The sequence below is a fragment of the Saccharopolyspora mangrovi genome, from assembly GCF_035320975.1.
Lineage (GTDB): Bacteria > Actinomycetota > Actinomycetes > Mycobacteriales > Pseudonocardiaceae > Saccharopolyspora > Saccharopolyspora mangrovi.
Genome location: NZ_JAWLNX010000017.1, coordinates 26,441 through 41,032 on the forward strand (window position 1 = coordinate 26,441; position 14,592 = coordinate 41,032).

Consider the following 14,592-nt stretch of genomic DNA (forward strand, 5'->3'; position numbering starts at 1 on the left):
AACAACAGGGGGAGCTCAGTGTCCATTGCGGTGCCCGCGCCTGGTTCGGGGCGGGTGTCGCCGGGGCACATCGAGGAGGGATGTGCCGTGTTACCCGGATACACCGAGGAACTGACCAAGACCTCGACCGAGGTCGCGGAGCCGGGCGGAGAGCCGGCCGCGCCGGAACAGCTCAGCCAGCGCGCCGTGCAGGCGCAGGTCGCATCGGTCACCCGCGCGGCCCGGGCGCAGGCGGGCAGCGGCGGAGTGCTGCAGGTCGTGCACGGGGCCAAGCGGGTCGGCTGGGCCGCCTACGAGCTGCAGGCCAGCGCCACGCACCTGGTCCAGGGCGTCGCCAAGCCGCCCTACGCGCAGACCGGAACGCTGGACTCGCTGGAGTCGCGCAAGCTCGCCGAGGGCGTGCGCTACCAGGTGCTCTACGACCGTTCCGCGCTGGCCAGGCCGCCGCAGCTGGACATCACCACCAAGCTGGTCGCGATGGGCGAGCAGGCGCGGGTGATCCACGTGGCGCCCACCAAGCTGATCATGGTGGACAACGAGATCGCGCTGCTGCCGCTGACCGTGACCGAGACGTCGGTGGAGAGCGCGGTCGTGGTGCGCAGCTCGGCGATGCTGGCGGCGATCGCCCGCATCTTCGAGGACCTGTGGCGCTACGCGGCGCCGTTCACGGCCAACCAGGACCTCGACGGCAACGAGCTGCGGCCCACCGAGGAGGAGCGGTGGATCCTGTCGCTGCTGGCCTCGGGCGCCACCGATGACACCATCGGCAGGCTGATGGGCTTCAGCGCTCGCACCGCGCACCGCAGGGTGCGGGAGCTGATCTCGCGGCTCGGCGTCGAGACGCGGTTCCAGGCCGGCATGCAGGCGGTCAAGCTCGGCTGGCTGTGAATCGATCAGGCGCCTCGGCCCCGGTTCTGCACATCTGAGCACCGGAACCGAGGCGCACGATCGCCCGCTCCGCTTCGGCGGCGGTGGGCGGTTTCGCGTCGTCCGATCGGTCCTCACCGGAACCGCCCCCACTAAACTCCTGGCCATGCCGAAGCGCGGTGCTGTGGATCCCGGGGAGATGCGCGAGGCGGTCACCGCCGTCCGCGACTGGCTCGACGACCCGGAACGCCGGCCCGCCAGACCCGAACTCGCCCAGGCCGTGCGCCTGAGCCTGCGGACGCTGGAGCAGATCGCGCCCGGAAACAGCGTCGAGGTCCGCGTCCCGCCGTTCGCGGCCGTCCAGTGCGTCGAAGGCCCGCGACACACCCGGGGAACCCCGCCGAACGTCGTCGAAACCGACCCGCGCACCTGGCTGCGGCTCGCCACGGGTCACCTGACCTGGGACGAAGCCGTCGCGGACGGCCTGCTCACCGCCTCCGGCTCCCGCTCCGACGTCTCCGCGTGGCTCCCACTCGTCCGAGTGGACCAGCGCTGAAGGCGTGAGCACCTGCTACTAGCGGTGATGAGATGGCTGACACGCTTCGGGTGGGGTTCGCCCAGGTTTCGGGCGTCTTACACTGAGGTGTAACTCCGGCTCCGTCCTCCAGGGAGTTCTCGGTGGTCACCGACCGTCCGGCTAGTGCCAGCACGACAACGGACCTGCCCTTTCCGACCTTCGACACCTCCGCCGACGCCATCGAACGGGACATCCCGCGCGAGGAGTGCGGCGTTTTCGGCGTGTGGGCCCCTGGCGAAGAAGTCGCCAAGCTCTCCTTCTACGGGCTCTACGCCCTCCAGCACCGAGGCCAGGAAGCCGCCGGCATCGCCGTCGGCGACGGCTCCCAGGTGGTCGTCTACAAGGACTTGGGCCTGGTCAGCCAGGTGTTCACCGAGCAGACGCTCGCTTCGCTGCACGGCCACGTCGCGGTCGGTCACTGCCGCTACTCCACCACCGGTGGGGGCTCTTGGGAGAACGCGCAGCCGACCTTCCGCACCACCGGTGCCGGCAGCGGCCTCGCGCTCGGCCACAACGGCAACCTGGTCAACACCGCCGAGCTGATGGACCGCGCGGGCGAGTTCGGCACGGTCGACGGCGGCAACCTGTCGTCCCCGGCCAACGGCTGCGAGCGCGCCACCAGCGACTCCGACCTGGTCACCGGCATGCTCGCGGCCAAGGCCGCGGACATCGGCCTGGAACAGGCCGCGATGGAGCTCTTCCCCACCGTCTCCGGCGCGTTCTCGATGGTGTTCTGCGACGAGGACACCCTCTACGCGGTGCGCGACCCGCAGGGCGTGCGCCCGCTGGTGCTCGGCAGGCTGGAACGCGGCTGGGTCGTGGCCAGCGAGACCGCAGCGCTGGACATCGTGGGCGCGTCGTTCGTCCGCGAGGTCGAGCCCGGTGAGCTGCTGGCCATCGACGCCGACGGCCTGCGCTCGCAGTCCTTCGCCAGCCCCAAGCCCAAGGGCTGCGTCTTCGAGTACGTCTACCTGGCGCGCCCGGACACCACGATCTCCGGCCGCACGGTGCACGGCACCCGCGTGGAGATCGGCCGCCGGCTGGCCAAGGAGCACCCGGTCGACGCCGACCTGGTCATCCCGGTCCCGGAGTCGGGCACCCCGGCCGCGGTCGGCTACGCCCAGGCCTCCGGCATCCCGTACGGCAACGGCCTGGTGAAGAACTCCTACGTGGGCCGGACCTTCATCCAGCCCTCGCAGACGATCCGCCAGCTCGGCATCCGGCTCAAGCTCAACCCGCTGCGCGAGGTCATCCGCGGCAAGCGGCTGGTCGTGGTCGACGACTCCATCGTGCGCGGCAACACCCAGCGCGCGCTGGTGCGGATGCTGCGCGAGGCCGGAGCCGTCGAGGTGCACGTGCGGATCGCCTCGCCGCCGGTGAAGTGGCCGTGCTTCTACGGCATCGACTTCGCCTCCCGCGCCGAGCTGGTCGCCAACGGCCTCGACGACGACGGCGTGCGCCGCTCGATCGGTGCCGACAGCCTCGGCTACGTCTCGCTCGACGGCCTGATCGCCGCCACCGAGCAGCCGCGCAACCGGTTGTGCGCGGCGTGCTTCGACGGCGAGTACCCGATCCCGCTGCCGGACGACGCGCGGATCGGCAAGTACCTGCTCGAAGGCCTCGGCAACGAGCGCGGGGTGGCCGGTCCGGCCGAGCCCGTGCTGCCCAGTGGTTACGGGGCGGAAGACGCCCTGCAACGGCCCTGACCTCGCCGTAGCCGCGTAGCGTTGGCCGTGCCAGGATTGCGCGTCCGGCGAATCGCAAATCGCACTAGATGTGGAGCCAGTCGTGTCCGAAGACCTGATCGCAGGGTCTGCCCAACCCGAAACCCCGAAGGCCACCTACGCCGCGGCGGGAGTGAGCATCGAGGCCGGTGACGAGGCGGTGGAGAAGATCCGCCCCTGGGCGGAGCGCGCGACCCGGCCGGAGGTGCTCGGTTCCCTCGGTGGGTTCGCGGGCCTGTTCCAGCTCAAGCTCGACCGCTGGAAGGAGCCCGTGCTGGCCTCCTCCACCGACGGGGTGGGCACCAAGCTGGCCGTCGCGCAGGCGATGGACAAGCACGACACGGTCGGCATCGACCTGGTCGGCATGGTCGTCGACGACCTGGTGGTGGCCGGCGCCGAGCCGCTGTTCCTGCAGGACTACATCGCGGTCGGCCAGGTCGTCCCGGACCGGATCGCGGAGCTGGTCAAGGGCATCTCCGAGGGCTGCGTGCAGGCGGGCTGCGCGCTGCTGGGCGGGGAGACCGCCGAGCACCCGGGCATGATGGCGCCCGGCGAGTACGACATCTCCGCCACCGGCGTGGGCGTCGTGGAGGCCGACGGGATGCTGGGGCCGGACAAAGTCCGCCCCGGCGACGTGGTCATCGCGATGGGCTCGTCCGGTCTGCACTCCAACGGCTACTCGCTGGCCCGGCACGTGCTGCTGGACCTGGCGCGGATGCCGCTGGACGGCCACGTGGAGGAGTTCGGCCGCACCCTCGGCGAGGAGATGCTGGAACCGACCCGGATCTACACCAAGGACTGCCTGGCGCTGGCCGCCGAGGCGGAGGTGCGGACGTTCGCGCACGTCACCGGTGGTGGTCTCGCACAGAACCTGGCGCGGGTCATCCCGTCCGGCCTGACCGCGACGCTGGACCGCGGCACCTGGACGCCGGCTCCGGTGTTCCGGATGATCGCCCAGCGCGGCCGGGTCGAGGCCGAGGAGATGGAGCGGACCTTCAACATGGGCATCGGCATGGTCGCCGTGGTCACCGCGGAGGACGTCGACCGCGCCCTGGCCGTGCTCACCGCCCGCCACGTCCCCGCCTGGGTCCTCGGCGAGGTAGCCAAGCAACCGACCGTCGAAGGTGCCGAAGAGGACGACCGGGTCGTCCTGCGCGGCAACCACCCCCGCTTCTGACGAGAAGGGCACGGCACCCGTGGTGCCGTGCCCTTCTTCACGTCAGGCAAGAGACGAAGTCGCTTTTCTCCTTGCCCCGAGCAAGCACCGCCGCTCGGATTCCGCCACCCGCACTGCTGCGCAAAGCGACCACGGGACCGGAAAAAGAGAAGCCGGGTCGTGCGGGCCGCCTCTCGGCGGGTGGCACTGCAAGGCTCCAGCCGAACGGTATTCCCAGCAGGCGATAGTTGGAGCCCGGGGGCACGCGCACGACGCCGGCACCCGTAACAACGAACCGGTGCCGCTGAGGATTCCCGAGCGTCGCGACGATCACCCGTTGGAGGGCCGTCAAGCGCGCAGCACCAGGGGCGGTGCGGGAGTTGATCCCGCGCCGCCCCTGACGCTTTTTCCGTGTTCAGCCCCGTTTTCCGGGTGTTCTGCAGACGTGAGTGGCGGGGGGGGGGGGGGGCGCCGGGGGCCCCCCCCCCGGCGCGCCGCGGGCCGCCCCCCCGCCCCCCCGCCACTCACGTCGTGCTCCTCTTGGGTCCTTCGAGCTAAGCGACGCACTCCGCCTTCGAGCGAACAGCGTTCAACCGCTGTTCTCGCTGGAGGAATGCGTCAACGTCGACCGTAGTCGTAGTCGTCGTACCCGTCGTCGTACGAGTCATCGCGGTCTTCGCTGGACCACTCGCCGGACTCAGAGGTCGACAGCTCGCGCTGCAGCGCCTCTATGTCCATGGACGGGGAACTGTACTTAAGCTCGCGGGCCACCTTCGTCTGCTTGGCCTTAGCCCGGCCGCGCCCCATGGCTCGACCCCCTCGCACAGGGTGTGCGGGGCGGACAGGGGAAAGCCGGCCCCGCATGATCTCGACAACTTTTCCTGTAACTACCGTACCGTGTCGAGGCGGTTGAACGCGACGTGGTGCCGTGAGTTGGCGGCCGTGTCTTGGGTGATGTGTCCCTCGCCCGATTCGATCACGCCTCCGGTGCGGCTCCGAGGACGCCGTGAGTCGCGCGAAGCGGCTCGTCCGCGACATGACACGATGCTCGCTGTGCCAGAGCCGTTCGTCGCCTACCTGAGGGTTTACGAGCCCCTGTCGTCGTTCGAGTCACCGCTGCGCGAGGAAGTCGAGGACGCGGTGCACCGGGGGTCCGTGGACCCGTTCGACGCGGGGCTGTGGGAGCAGCACCTGTGGCTGCGCAGTCAGCTGTCCGCACCGCCCAGGCTGCTGCCCGGCGAGAACGCCGACGGCGAGGTCCAGGGCGTGGGCGGTGTTCTCGTGCTGGATCCGAAGGACGTGCCCACCGCTCCTGCCGCGACCGTGGGTCCCGGGCCGCTGGTGTGCCCGCTGGACGTGCGCGGACGCGCCGCTGCGGCGCTGGTGGGCTTCCTGGGCGACGCGGAGATCCCGCTGCGCACGGCGGCCCTGCCGGAGTCGGTGGAGAAGGCCCGCACGCGCGCGGGCGCGGTGGTCAGCGAGCTCTCCGGTGGTGCGGTGCACGTCCTGTCGTCGACGTGGACGGTGCCGCTGCCCTGGTTCGTCGTGGTGGATCCCACCGAGCGCTGCGTGTTCACCGAGCCCGAGCGCCGCCGCGTCTGCTGGCGGGTCGCGATGGCCGACGCCCGGCGCCGGGTGGCCCGCGCGCACTCGGTGGCCAAGCAGTCGATCGGCGAGGACGGCCCGACCCGGATCCTCAAGGAGACCGGGCGCTGGCTGGAGCGCTTCCACCCGCACAGCGCCGTCGAGCTCGACTACGGCGGGCTCGTCCAGCTCATGACCCAGGCCGACCTCGACGCCGACACCTCGGCCGAGGACGTCCACGCCGTCGTCGACGCGATGGAAGCCGACGACGCCGAAGAGGTCGCCACCCGCTACGAGCAGCTCCGCGACTTCTGGGCGGAATTCGCAGCCCGCGAACACCACAACTGACCGGACCCCAAGCCGCCAGTTCCGCACCCGACCCGTGCCGAACCCTCGATTACCGCAGTAATCCGGAACCTGATTACGCCGGTAATGGGGTGCGGAGCCCGGGGGGTCACCTTCGGGACCCGGATTACCGGCGTAATCCGTTCACCGAATACCGGCGTAATCGGGCACCCGGCCGGGGTTGGGTCAGGGGTGGCAGCGGATTTCGCCGTTGAGGACTGCGAACCAGCCTTGGTCCGCGTCGCGCCAGGTGTGCCAGGCCGCGGCGAGGGTTTCGAGTTCGTCCGCGGTGGTCAGGCCGTGGGCGATGGCTTGGGTGGCGAAGGTGGACTGGCGGATGCGGTCCGCCCAGAGATCTCCCCACCAGGCGCGTTCCGACGGCGTGGCGAAGCACCAGGCCGAGGCCGTGCACTCGATGTCGGTGAAACCGGCCTGCAGGGCCCAGCTCTTGAGGCGCTTGCCGCCGTCGGGGTGGCCGTCGTTGCGCTCGGCGACGGCGCGGTAGAGCTCCAGCCAGCGGTCCATGCCCGGGTGGTCCGGTGACCAGCGCATGCCGCCGTAGTCGGCGTCGCGGGCGGCGACCACGCCGCCGGGACGGCACACGCGGCGCATCTCGCGGAGCGCTGCGACCGGATCGGTGAGGTGCTGCAGGACCTGGTGGGCGTGCACGACGTCGAATGAGTCGTCGGCGAAGGGCAGCCGGTAGACGTCGGCGGTCTCGAACTCGACGTTGTCCAGCCCGCGCTCGGCCGTGGCGGAGCGGGCGAGCGCCAGCGGGTCCTCGACGTTGTCGATGCCCAGCACCCGACCTGGCGCGACCCGCTCGGCGAAGTCCAGGGTGATCGTCCCCGGCCCGCATCCCACGTCCAGCACCTGGGCACCGGGGCGGAGGTCGTCGAGCAGGTAGCCGGCGGAGTTCTCCGCGGTCCGCCACCGGTGCGACCGCAGCACGCTCTCGTGGTGCCCGTGCGTGTAGGTGTCCTGTGCGCTCATCCCTCACCATCCCAGATGTTGGGAAATTTGTTCCGACATATGATCATAACGACCAAGAGTGCCTGGTGAGAAGACTTCACGAATGACGGAACGCGATTTCAATGGAAATCAGGAACTCGAGTTCCACTGAAACCGGGTTCCCGATTTCCATCGGAATCGGGTGTTCGGGAGGAGTCAGGCGAGGGCGCCGGGGATGAGGCGGATCGAGCCGACCGGGTGGCCGCCGCCGAGGACGGGTTCCTCGGCCAGGTCCTCCAGGCCCGTGATGCCGAGCTGCGCCAGGATTCCGGCAGCGATGGGCAGGCGCGCGCGGCTCGCGCCGTCGGCGATCTTGATCGCTGCGGCGCGCCCGTCCGGCAGCGCGAACGCGAAGACGCCCTCGGCGCCGATCTTGCTGATCAGGCCCGGAACGGCGGCCATCAGCCGGGTGTCCTCCCGGTCGGTGCCCGCCACCAGCCACGGGTGCTCGCGCATCGCGTCCCCGACCGGGGTGCTGACCAGGCCCTGGAACACCCGGGCCAGCCCGCTCAGCGAGATCGCGAACAGCGGAGCGCCGCAGCCGTCGACCGCCGTGTTCGCCAGCGGCTCACCGGCCAGCTCCACCGCGGTCTCGGCGATCGCGACCTGCAACGGGTGCTTCGGGTTCAGGTAGTCGGCCGTGGGCCAGCCGTTGATCACGCAGGTCGCCAGCATCGCGGCGTGCTTGCCGGAGCAGTTCATGGTGATCCGCCGCGGCACCGACGCGCCCAGGCGCGCGGCCTCGCCCAGCGGCAGGTCCGGCGGGCAGCCCAGGTCGTCCTCGGTCAGCGAGAAGCGCTCCAGCAGCTCGCCGACGCGCCGCAGGTGACCCTCCTCGCCGCTGTGCGAGGAGGCCGCGAGAGCCAGGTCGGCGGAGGGCAGTTCGAGCCCGCAGCGCAGCATCCCGGCCGCCTGAGCGGGTTTGAGCGAGGAGCGCGGGTACATCGGAGCGGTCGCATCACCCAGCGAGAGCAGGGGTGCACCGTCCGGGTCGATCACCACCACCGAACCGTGGTGCAGGCCTTCCCGAAGTCCACTTCGGACGATCTCGACGAGTGGAACAGGTTGGATCAACGCCGGTCTCGCTCCTCAGCCAGAAGGTCATCCACCGACGCAGCGCCCTCCCGGTAGCGGCGGGCGATCTCTGCGTTGAGTCGATCCACGACCTGCTGAACCTCGCGACGGCGCTGCGAGACCGAGTCCTCCTCGGCGGTGTAGGCGCTCAGCGCCTGGTCCAGTTTCTCATCGGACAGCGACATGACGTCGGACAGGTCCACGTCCGACACCAGCGCTTCGACGTGCCTGCGGTGGGCCTCGGCGCGCGAGGGCTCGGTGGTCTGGTACCGGCCGGATCCGGTCGCCGGCCCCACCGCGTTGTCGGACAGGATGTTGACCAGCTGCTCGACCACCGACCGCGAACCGTCCTCGCGCCGGCGGCGCTGCTCCGCGCGCACGATGTCGATGCGGGCGTGCAGCACCCGGCGCAGGTAGGACAGGTCGGTCTCTTCCTGGGCGGCCTCGTCCCGCAACGCGCGCACAGCACCCAGCGCGTGTTGTTCGATGCCACTCGTGTAGTCCGGGGACAGGACCCTGTCGATACGGCGCCGTCCACCCGGGCGGACTTCGATCACGTGGCCATCCTCCGGCAATTCGGTCGAGCTCGCCAACATTTCGGGTGATGTCGTTACGACAACAGTGTGACGCCGACCGTTCAATCAGCGTTCCTCGATGTTCGAAACGACCCTGATCGGGCGATCGGCACGCCTCAAGGCATACCCGCCCTGTCAAATGCCGACGTCACTCGACGCGGAGAACTTGAGGACCGTTACCGAAACTAACCTGTCAGCGACCACGCAGCCGGTCGGCGGCCAGCCGTCCGGGTGGCTCACCGGTGTCCGGCGGCACCGAGTCCGGATCGACCGCCGCGGCCACCGCGCGCTCCTCCGCCGGGTCCCCGGCCATCAGCTCGGCGTCGACCGGTGCCGAGCGCTTGACCAGCGCCAACGCCACCGGTCCGAGTTCGTGGTGCTGCACGACGCTGCCCACCCGGCCGACCTTGCGGTCGCCGTGGAACACCGGGTCGCCGGTCTCCGGCGAGACCTCCACCGAACCGTCCAGGTGCAGCAGCACCATCCGGCGCGGCGGCTTGCCCACGTTGTGGACCTTCGCGACCGTCTCCTGGCCCCGGTAGCAGCCCTTGGCCACGTGCGCGGCGAGGTGGATCCAGCCCAGCTCGTGCGGGATCGAGCGGTCGTCGGTGTCCAGCCCGACGCGCGGGCGCAGCGCCTCCACGCGCAGCGCCTCGAACGCCATCGTCCCCGACGGGCGGATGCCGGCGTCGGTGAGCTTGAGCCACCACTCCACCAGCGACTCGCGCGGAACCAGCAGGTCGTAGGTCTGCAGCGCGCGGAACGGCACGTTGCGCACGAAACCGCCGCCCGGCAGGGCGCGCACCTCGTAGGCCCCGGAGGGGACCTCGGTGAAGCCGGCGAGGATGCCGCCGGCGTCCGGGCCCATCGCGGTCAGCACCGCGAGCTCCGAGGCGGCGTCGCGCGGTTCCACCTTCGACCAGAACCGCATCGCGTCCAGGTACTGCAGCAGCGTCTGCCTGCCGTCGACGCCGATCGTCGGCAGCGCGCTGGTGGCCTCCGCGCCCGCATCGGTGTCCAGGTACACCACGCCGTCGTGGTGGGCGACCATCATGTGGCTGTCCACCCGGCCGTGGGTGTCGAGCACCAGCGCCTCGGTGCCCTGCCCGTCCGGCAGTTCCGTGAGGTGCTGCGAGAGCACCAGGTGCAGCCAGCTCAGCCGCTCCTCGCCGGGAACGGCGATGACCTCGCGGTGCGAGCGGTCCACCAGCACCGCCGAGCGGGCGGCCGAGCGCTGCTCGGCGAACGGGTCCCCGAAGTGCCAGGGCACACCGACGTCCACCGACTCCTCCGGCGCGGGCACCGCGCCCGGCAGATCCAGCAGGGGTGAACTCATCAGCGCTCCTTGAACTTCGTGCTCGTGCGACACCGGGTTCAGCCGATGTCGGCGGCCTGGCATTCCCGGCAGGTGCCGGACAGCGCCAGGTGCGTGGCGTCGAGTGCGAATCCGTGCTCGCGGCGAAGCTTGTCCGCCAGCTCGTCCATCGTCTCGGTGGCCACCTCGTCGATCCGCCCGCAGCGGTGGCACGCGAGGTGGACGTGCTCGTGCTCCTCGGCGGAGTAGGTCGGCGCACCGTGGCCGAGGTGCGTGTGCCGCACCAGACCGAGCTGTTCGAGCAGGTCGAGCGCCCGGTAGACGGTGGTGATGTTGATCGTCGGCGCGGTCTCCTGCACCTTCTTGCAGGCCTGCTCGGGGGTGGCGTGCCCCAGCTCGCGCACGGCGTCGAGCACCAGCTGGCGCTGCGGCGTCATGCGCATGCCCCGCTGGTGCAAGGTGCTGCGCAGCGATCCCTGGTCGCTCAATGCCCGCTCCCGTGCTCGGCGCGCTCGGATGGAAAATCCCACCTCGATCGTAACCTCCGGGGGCGCTGCCGGAACTGGACGCTCTACGCTCGCGGCATGCGCGTACTGGCACTTCTGGACGGGACCCTCGTCGACCCCGAAGCCCCGCTGTTCCGGGCGGACGACCTCGGGGTGATGCGGGGAGACGGCTGCTTCGAGACGATCCTGGTCGTCAACCGCGAGCCGCGCGAGCTCGGTCCGCACCTGGACCGGATGGAGCGCTCGGCCCGGCTGATGCAGATGCCGCTGCCGGAGCGCACTGCCTGGGAACGCGCTGGTCAGGCCGTCATCGACACGTGGCCGTGGGACTCCGAGCCGGAGATGGGCCTGAAGTTCGTCTGCACCCGAGGCATCGACGGCGGCGACGGCACGCCGCACGGCTTCGCGATGGGCATGGACGTCGGCCCCGACACCAAGCGCAAGCGGGACAGCGGCGTCCACGTCGTGACCCTTGACCGCGGCTACCCCTCGGACCTGATGGAACGCGCCCCGTGGCTGCTGCTGTCGGCCAAGACCCTGTCCTACGCGGTGAACATGGCCGCGATCCGGGAAGCCGAGTCGCGCGGCGCCGACGAGGTGATCTTCACCGCCAGCGACGGCGTCGTGCTGGAAGGCCCCACGTCGACGGTGGTGCTGGCCCAGGGCCGCAAGCTGCTGACCACGCCGCCCACCTCGGGAGTCCTGCGGGGCACCACCCAGGGCGCGCTGTTCCGCGCGGCCGAGCGGGCCGGCTGGGAAACCGAGGTGGTCAACTTCCCCACCTCGGCCCTCTTCGAATCCGACGGCGTCTGGCTCGCCTCGAGCATCCGCCGCCTGACCCAGGTCCGCTCCATCGACGGCACCTCGGTCAAGGCCGACGACGCACTGCACACCGAAATCGCCGACCTCTACGAGTCGAACTACCGCTCTTAGTTGCCCAGGTGGGGTGAGGAGAAAGCACCCCCGGTGCTTGCCTGACGTCCGTCAGCCGACGACTCGGTCGAGCTTTGCTGAGAGGCGGGGCTGCAGCTCGTGCTGCGAGGTTGCGCGCTCCTCGACGTAGGCGAGGGCGCCGTCGACCACGCCGTAGAGGCGGCTGGCCGCGGTGACGTCCTCGCCGCTCGGGGTTCGCAGCACGGCGTCCGTGCCGAACTCCCAGGTCGTGGTGTTGCGCGGGGTTCCGATGAACAGCTCGGTGACGCCGGTCGAGTGCATCAGCAGCAGCTCGATGGTGTCGTCCGGCTGCGGGCGCAGGAAGCCGTACTCGCGGAACGCGGGCGCGACGACGTTGCCGCCCTCGCCGTCGAGCCGCCACGCGCGGCTCTCGTACATCAGGAACGGGCGCCCGTCGTGGGAGATCGTCACCTGCTGGATGAACCGGTAGGTCTCCTCCAGCGACGGGTGCGAGGCCTCGCCCTCGCCGCGCCACACGCCGACCAGCGGCAGCAGCGACAGGCAGGCGTCATCCAGCGAGGGGCCCATCCGCAGGTTCGCGGTGTCGCCCTCGCCGGGGAGGTCGTCGAACTCCGGGACGTTGAGTTCCCGGGTGATCTTGGCTCGTTCCGCCGCCGCGGCAACTGCGGCGTCGCCGCTGCCCGGCTGCGGTTCGTTCGGCGTTGCAGTCATCGCTTCGAGGCTACAACGAGGCGCTGGTCAGTCGTTGAACAGGCGGTACACCACGTAGAAGGCGAACCAGACGGTCGCGACCGCAGCGAGTCCGACGAGCGTGACGAGGCCGTAGTGCAGAAAGTCGAGGAGTTCCACGCGAGAAGGATAACCACGGCGACGACCCGGCGGAGTGTGGCGTGCGGCATGATCGGCGTGGTGCGCGGCAACGACAGGCCGCTGAACACCAGGAACGTCAGAGCCGGGACGAGGATCACATGGACTTCGAGACGCTGCGCGAGCGCGCGCTGGCCTACCGCGAGGAGCTGCTGGCCCGCAAGGACAAGATCGCTCCAGCGGACTTCGGTTGGTACCCGTACGACACGATGGCCAACATCTTCCACCTGGACGCCCTGCTCAGCGGTCCGCAGCGGCAGGTCTTCGACCGCATCGCGGGCACCCGCATCGCCGACATCGGCGCCGCCGACGGCGATTTCGGGTTCTTCCTGGAGGACGAGCTGGGCTGCGAGGTCGATCTGATCGACAACGCGCCCACCAACTTCAACGGCATGCGCGGCGCCCGGCGCCTGGTCCAGGAGCTGCCGTCGCGGGCGCAGGTGCACGAGATCGACCTCGACGCCCAGTTCCGGCTGCCCGCCGAGCACTACGGCGCGGTTTTCTTCCTCGGCCTGCTCTACCACCTGAAGAACCCGTTCCTGGTGCTGGAGCGGCTGGCCGAGCGCGCCGAGCTGTGCTTCGTCTCGACCCGCATCGCCCAGGTCACCCCGGACGGCACCCGCATCGCCGACCAGCCGGTCGCCTACCTGCTGGACCCGGCGGAGGCCAACAACGACGCCACCAACTTCTGGATCTTCAGCGAGACCGGCCTCCGCCGCCTCTTCGACCGGACCGGGTGGGAGGTCGTCGACTTCACCACCGTCGGCTGCCGGCAGGACTCCGACCCCCGCACCCCGGACCGGGACGAACGGGCCTTCGCCCTCCTCCGCTCCCGCAAGGCGTGAACGACGAAGGGCCGGCACCTCGGGAGGTGCCGGCCCTTCGGGTCGATCAGGTCAGGCGACCGCGATGTCCACCGCGTGCACGCCCGCGCCGTTCGGGGAGACCTTCGACTCGCCCTTGCCGCTGCGGTGCAGCGCGCGGACGGTCCAGTCGCCCGGGGCGGCGTAGAACCGGAAGTCGCCCTCCTCGGAGGTGACGACCTCGGCGGTGAACTCACCGGAGGAGTCCAGCAGGCGGACGAAAGCCCCGCCGACGGGCGACTCCCCGGCTCGCACCTTGCCGGCCACGACGACCTGGTCAGTGGCCTCGTCGACCGCGGTTGCCGACTGCTGCGGCGCTCCGCATCCACTCATGACACAAACTCCTTGCTCGGTGTTACCGGGTGATCAGGCCTCGGACGGGTTCTCGATCGGCACGCCGACCAGCGAGCCGTACTCGGTCCAGGAACCGTCGTAGTTCTTGACGTTCTGGTGGCCCAGCAGCTCGCGCAGCACGAACCAGGTGTGCGACGAGCGCTCGCCGATGCGGCAGTAGGCGATGGTGTCCTTGTTGGTGTCCAGCCCGGCCTCGCCGTAGATCTCCTTGAGCTCCTCGTCGGAGCGGAAGGTGCCGTCCTCGTTCGCGGCCTTGCTCCACGGCACGTTGATCGCGCTGGGGATGTGGCCACCGCGCTGCGCGGCCTCCTGCGGCAGGTGCGCCGGGGCCAGCAGCTTGCCGGAGAACTCGTCGGGCGAGCGGACGTCGACCAGGTTCTTGTTGCCGATGGCGTCCACGACCTCGTCCCGGAAGGCGCGGATCGAGGTGTCCGGCTCCTGGGCCTTGTAGGTGGTGGTGGCCTTGTTCGGCTCGTCCTTGGTCAGCTCGCGGCCGTCGAGCTCCCACTTCTTGCGGCCGCCGTCGAGCAGCTTGACGTCGTCGTGGCCGTAGAGCTTGAAGTACCAGTAGGCGTAGGCGGCGAACCAGTTGTTGTTGCCGCCGTAGAGCACCACGGTGTCGTCGTTGCTGATGCCCTTGGCCGACAGCAGCTTCTCGAAGCCCTCGCGGTTGACGAAGTCCCGGCGGACGTGGTCCTGCAGGTCGTTCTTCCAGTCCAGCTTGATGGCCCCGGGGATGTGGCCGCCGTCGTAGGCGGTGGTGTCCTCGTCCACCTCAGCGAACACGACCCCGTCGGTGTTCAGGTTCTCTTCGGCCCACTCGGTGGAGACCAGGACCTCTGCGCGGCTCATCGAGCGA

At 70.2% G+C, this 14,592-nt stretch carries 16 protein-coding genes; 7 read left to right on the forward strand and 9 right to left on the reverse strand.

Annotation, left to right across the window (positions count from 1 at the left end):
* Positions 1-87 precede the first annotated feature (87 nt).
* From R4I43_RS22455 to purM, 4 genes are all read left to right on the forward strand, one after another.
* Positions 88-888, forward strand: a complete 801-nt coding sequence (locus R4I43_RS22455; protein WP_324267656.1) for a DNA-binding response regulator — start codon at positions 88-90, stop codon at positions 886-888.
* A gap of 145 nt (positions 889-1,033) precedes the next feature.
* Positions 1,034-1,423: a sterol carrier family protein gene (locus R4I43_RS22460; RefSeq protein ID WP_324267657.1), complete on the forward strand. Its 390-nt coding sequence runs from the start codon at positions 1,034-1,036 to the stop codon at positions 1,421-1,423.
* 122 nt (positions 1,424-1,545) lie between these two features.
* Positions 1,546-3,150, forward strand: coding sequence for an amidophosphoribosyltransferase (purF, locus tag R4I43_RS22465; RefSeq protein ID WP_407691294.1), 1,605 nt, complete (start codon positions 1,546-1,548; stop codon positions 3,148-3,150).
* An 82-nt stretch (positions 3,151-3,232) separates the two neighbouring features.
* Positions 3,233-4,345 (forward strand): phosphoribosylformylglycinamidine cyclo-ligase, encoded by a 1,113-nt coding sequence (gene purM, locus R4I43_RS22470; RefSeq protein ID WP_324267658.1) that lies wholly within the window; start codon positions 3,233-3,235, stop codon positions 4,343-4,345.
* Positions 4,346-4,942: 597 nt separating this feature from the next.
* Here the strand turns inward: purM and R4I43_RS22475 are convergent.
* Entirely contained in the window at positions 4,943-5,131 is a 189-nt protein-coding gene (locus R4I43_RS22475; RefSeq protein WP_125093263.1) for a DUF3073 domain-containing protein, read from the reverse strand.
* Positions 5,132-5,377: 246 nt separating this feature from the next.
* Here R4I43_RS22475 and R4I43_RS22480 point away from each other — a divergent pair, with 246 nt between their 5' ends.
* On the forward strand, positions 5,378-6,256 hold the full coding sequence (locus R4I43_RS22480; RefSeq protein WP_324267659.1) for a hypothetical protein: 879 nt from the start codon (positions 5,378-5,380) through the stop codon (positions 6,254-6,256).
* 183 nt (positions 6,257-6,439) lie between these two features.
* Here R4I43_RS22480 and R4I43_RS22485 read toward each other — a convergent pair whose 3' ends face one another.
* From R4I43_RS22485 to R4I43_RS22505, 5 genes are all read right to left on the reverse strand, one after another.
* A complete protein-coding gene (locus R4I43_RS22485) occupies positions 6,440-7,246 on the reverse strand; it encodes a methyltransferase domain-containing protein (protein WP_324267660.1) in 807 nt (268 codons plus the stop codon).
* 174 nt (positions 7,247-7,420) lie between these two features.
* Positions 7,421-8,338, reverse strand: a complete 918-nt coding sequence (locus R4I43_RS22490) for an asparaginase (protein ID WP_324267661.1) — start codon at positions 8,336-8,338, stop codon at positions 7,421-7,423.
* Positions 8,335-8,895: an RsiG family protein gene (locus tag R4I43_RS22495; protein WP_324267662.1), complete on the reverse strand. Its 561-nt coding sequence runs from the start codon at positions 8,893-8,895 to the stop codon at positions 8,335-8,337. Before R4I43_RS22495 ends, R4I43_RS22490 begins: the two co-directional genes overlap by 4 nt.
* A 211-nt stretch (positions 8,896-9,106) precedes the next feature.
* Positions 9,107-10,249, reverse strand: coding sequence for a CAF17-like 4Fe-4S cluster assembly/insertion protein YgfZ (gene ygfZ, locus R4I43_RS22500; RefSeq protein WP_324267663.1), 1,143 nt, complete (start codon positions 10,247-10,249; stop codon positions 9,107-9,109).
* Between the two features lie 38 nt (positions 10,250-10,287).
* Positions 10,288-10,716, reverse strand: coding sequence for a Fur family transcriptional regulator (locus R4I43_RS22505; RefSeq protein WP_456115135.1), 429 nt, complete (start codon positions 10,714-10,716; stop codon positions 10,288-10,290).
* A gap of 96 nt (positions 10,717-10,812) precedes the next feature.
* Here R4I43_RS22505 and R4I43_RS22510 point away from each other — a divergent pair, with 96 nt between their 5' ends.
* On the forward strand, positions 10,813-11,667 hold the full coding sequence (locus tag R4I43_RS22510; protein WP_324267664.1) for an aminodeoxychorismate lyase: 855 nt from the start codon (positions 10,813-10,815) through the stop codon (positions 11,665-11,667).
* Positions 11,668-11,718: 51 nt separating this feature from the next.
* Here R4I43_RS22510 and R4I43_RS22515 read toward each other — a convergent pair whose 3' ends face one another.
* Positions 11,719-12,360 (reverse strand): FABP family protein, encoded by a 642-nt coding sequence (locus tag R4I43_RS22515; RefSeq protein ID WP_324267665.1) that lies wholly within the window; start codon positions 12,358-12,360, stop codon positions 11,719-11,721.
* A 257-nt stretch (positions 12,361-12,617) separates the two neighbouring features.
* On the opposite strand from R4I43_RS22515, the gene R4I43_RS22520 reads away from it, so the two are divergent.
* Positions 12,618-13,361 (forward strand): class I SAM-dependent methyltransferase, encoded by a 744-nt coding sequence (locus R4I43_RS22520; RefSeq protein ID WP_324267666.1) that lies wholly within the window; start codon positions 12,618-12,620, stop codon positions 13,359-13,361.
* 51 nt (positions 13,362-13,412) lie between these two features.
* On the opposite strand, the gene R4I43_RS22525 is transcribed toward R4I43_RS22520, so the two are convergent.
* Both R4I43_RS22525 and R4I43_RS22530 read right to left on the reverse strand, forming a co-directional pair.
* Complete coding sequence (locus tag R4I43_RS22525) at positions 13,413-13,712, reverse strand: DUF1416 domain-containing protein (RefSeq protein ID WP_324267667.1); 300 nt, start codon at positions 13,710-13,712, stop codon at positions 13,413-13,415.
* A 33-nt stretch (positions 13,713-13,745) separates the two neighbouring features.
* Entirely contained in the window at positions 13,746-14,585 is an 840-nt protein-coding gene (locus tag R4I43_RS22530; protein WP_324267668.1) for a sulfurtransferase, read from the reverse strand.
* Positions 14,586-14,592: the final 7 nt, after the last annotated feature.

Coding starts and splice junctions, on each gene's coding strand:
- R4I43_RS22510 (WP_324267664.1), top strand. CDS start 10,813: ATGCGCGTACTGGCACTTCTGGACGGGACCCTCGTCGACCCCGAAGCC.
- R4I43_RS22525 (WP_324267667.1), bottom strand. CDS start 13,712: ATGAGTGGATGCGGAGCGCCGCAGCAGTCGGCAACCGCGGTCGACGAG.
- R4I43_RS22485 (WP_324267660.1), bottom strand. CDS start 7,246: ATGAGCGCACAGGACACCTACACGCACGGGCACCACGAGAGCGTGCTG.
- R4I43_RS22460 (WP_324267657.1), top strand. CDS start 1,034: ATGCCGAAGCGCGGTGCTGTGGATCCCGGGGAGATGCGCGAGGCGGTC.
- R4I43_RS22530 (WP_324267668.1), bottom strand. CDS start 14,585: ATGAGCCGCGCAGAGGTCCTGGTCTCCACCGAGTGGGCCGAAGAGAAC.
- ygfZ (WP_324267663.1), bottom strand. CDS start 10,249: ATGAGTTCACCCCTGCTGGATCTGCCGGGCGCGGTGCCCGCGCCGGAG.
- R4I43_RS22520 (WP_324267666.1), top strand. CDS start 12,618: ATGGACTTCGAGACGCTGCGCGAGCGCGCGCTGGCCTACCGCGAGGAG.
- R4I43_RS22515 (WP_324267665.1), bottom strand. CDS start 12,360: ATGACTGCAACGCCGAACGAACCGCAGCCGGGCAGCGGCGACGCCGCA.
- R4I43_RS22475 (WP_125093263.1), bottom strand. CDS start 5,131: ATGGGGCGCGGCCGGGCTAAGGCCAAGCAGACGAAGGTGGCCCGCGAG.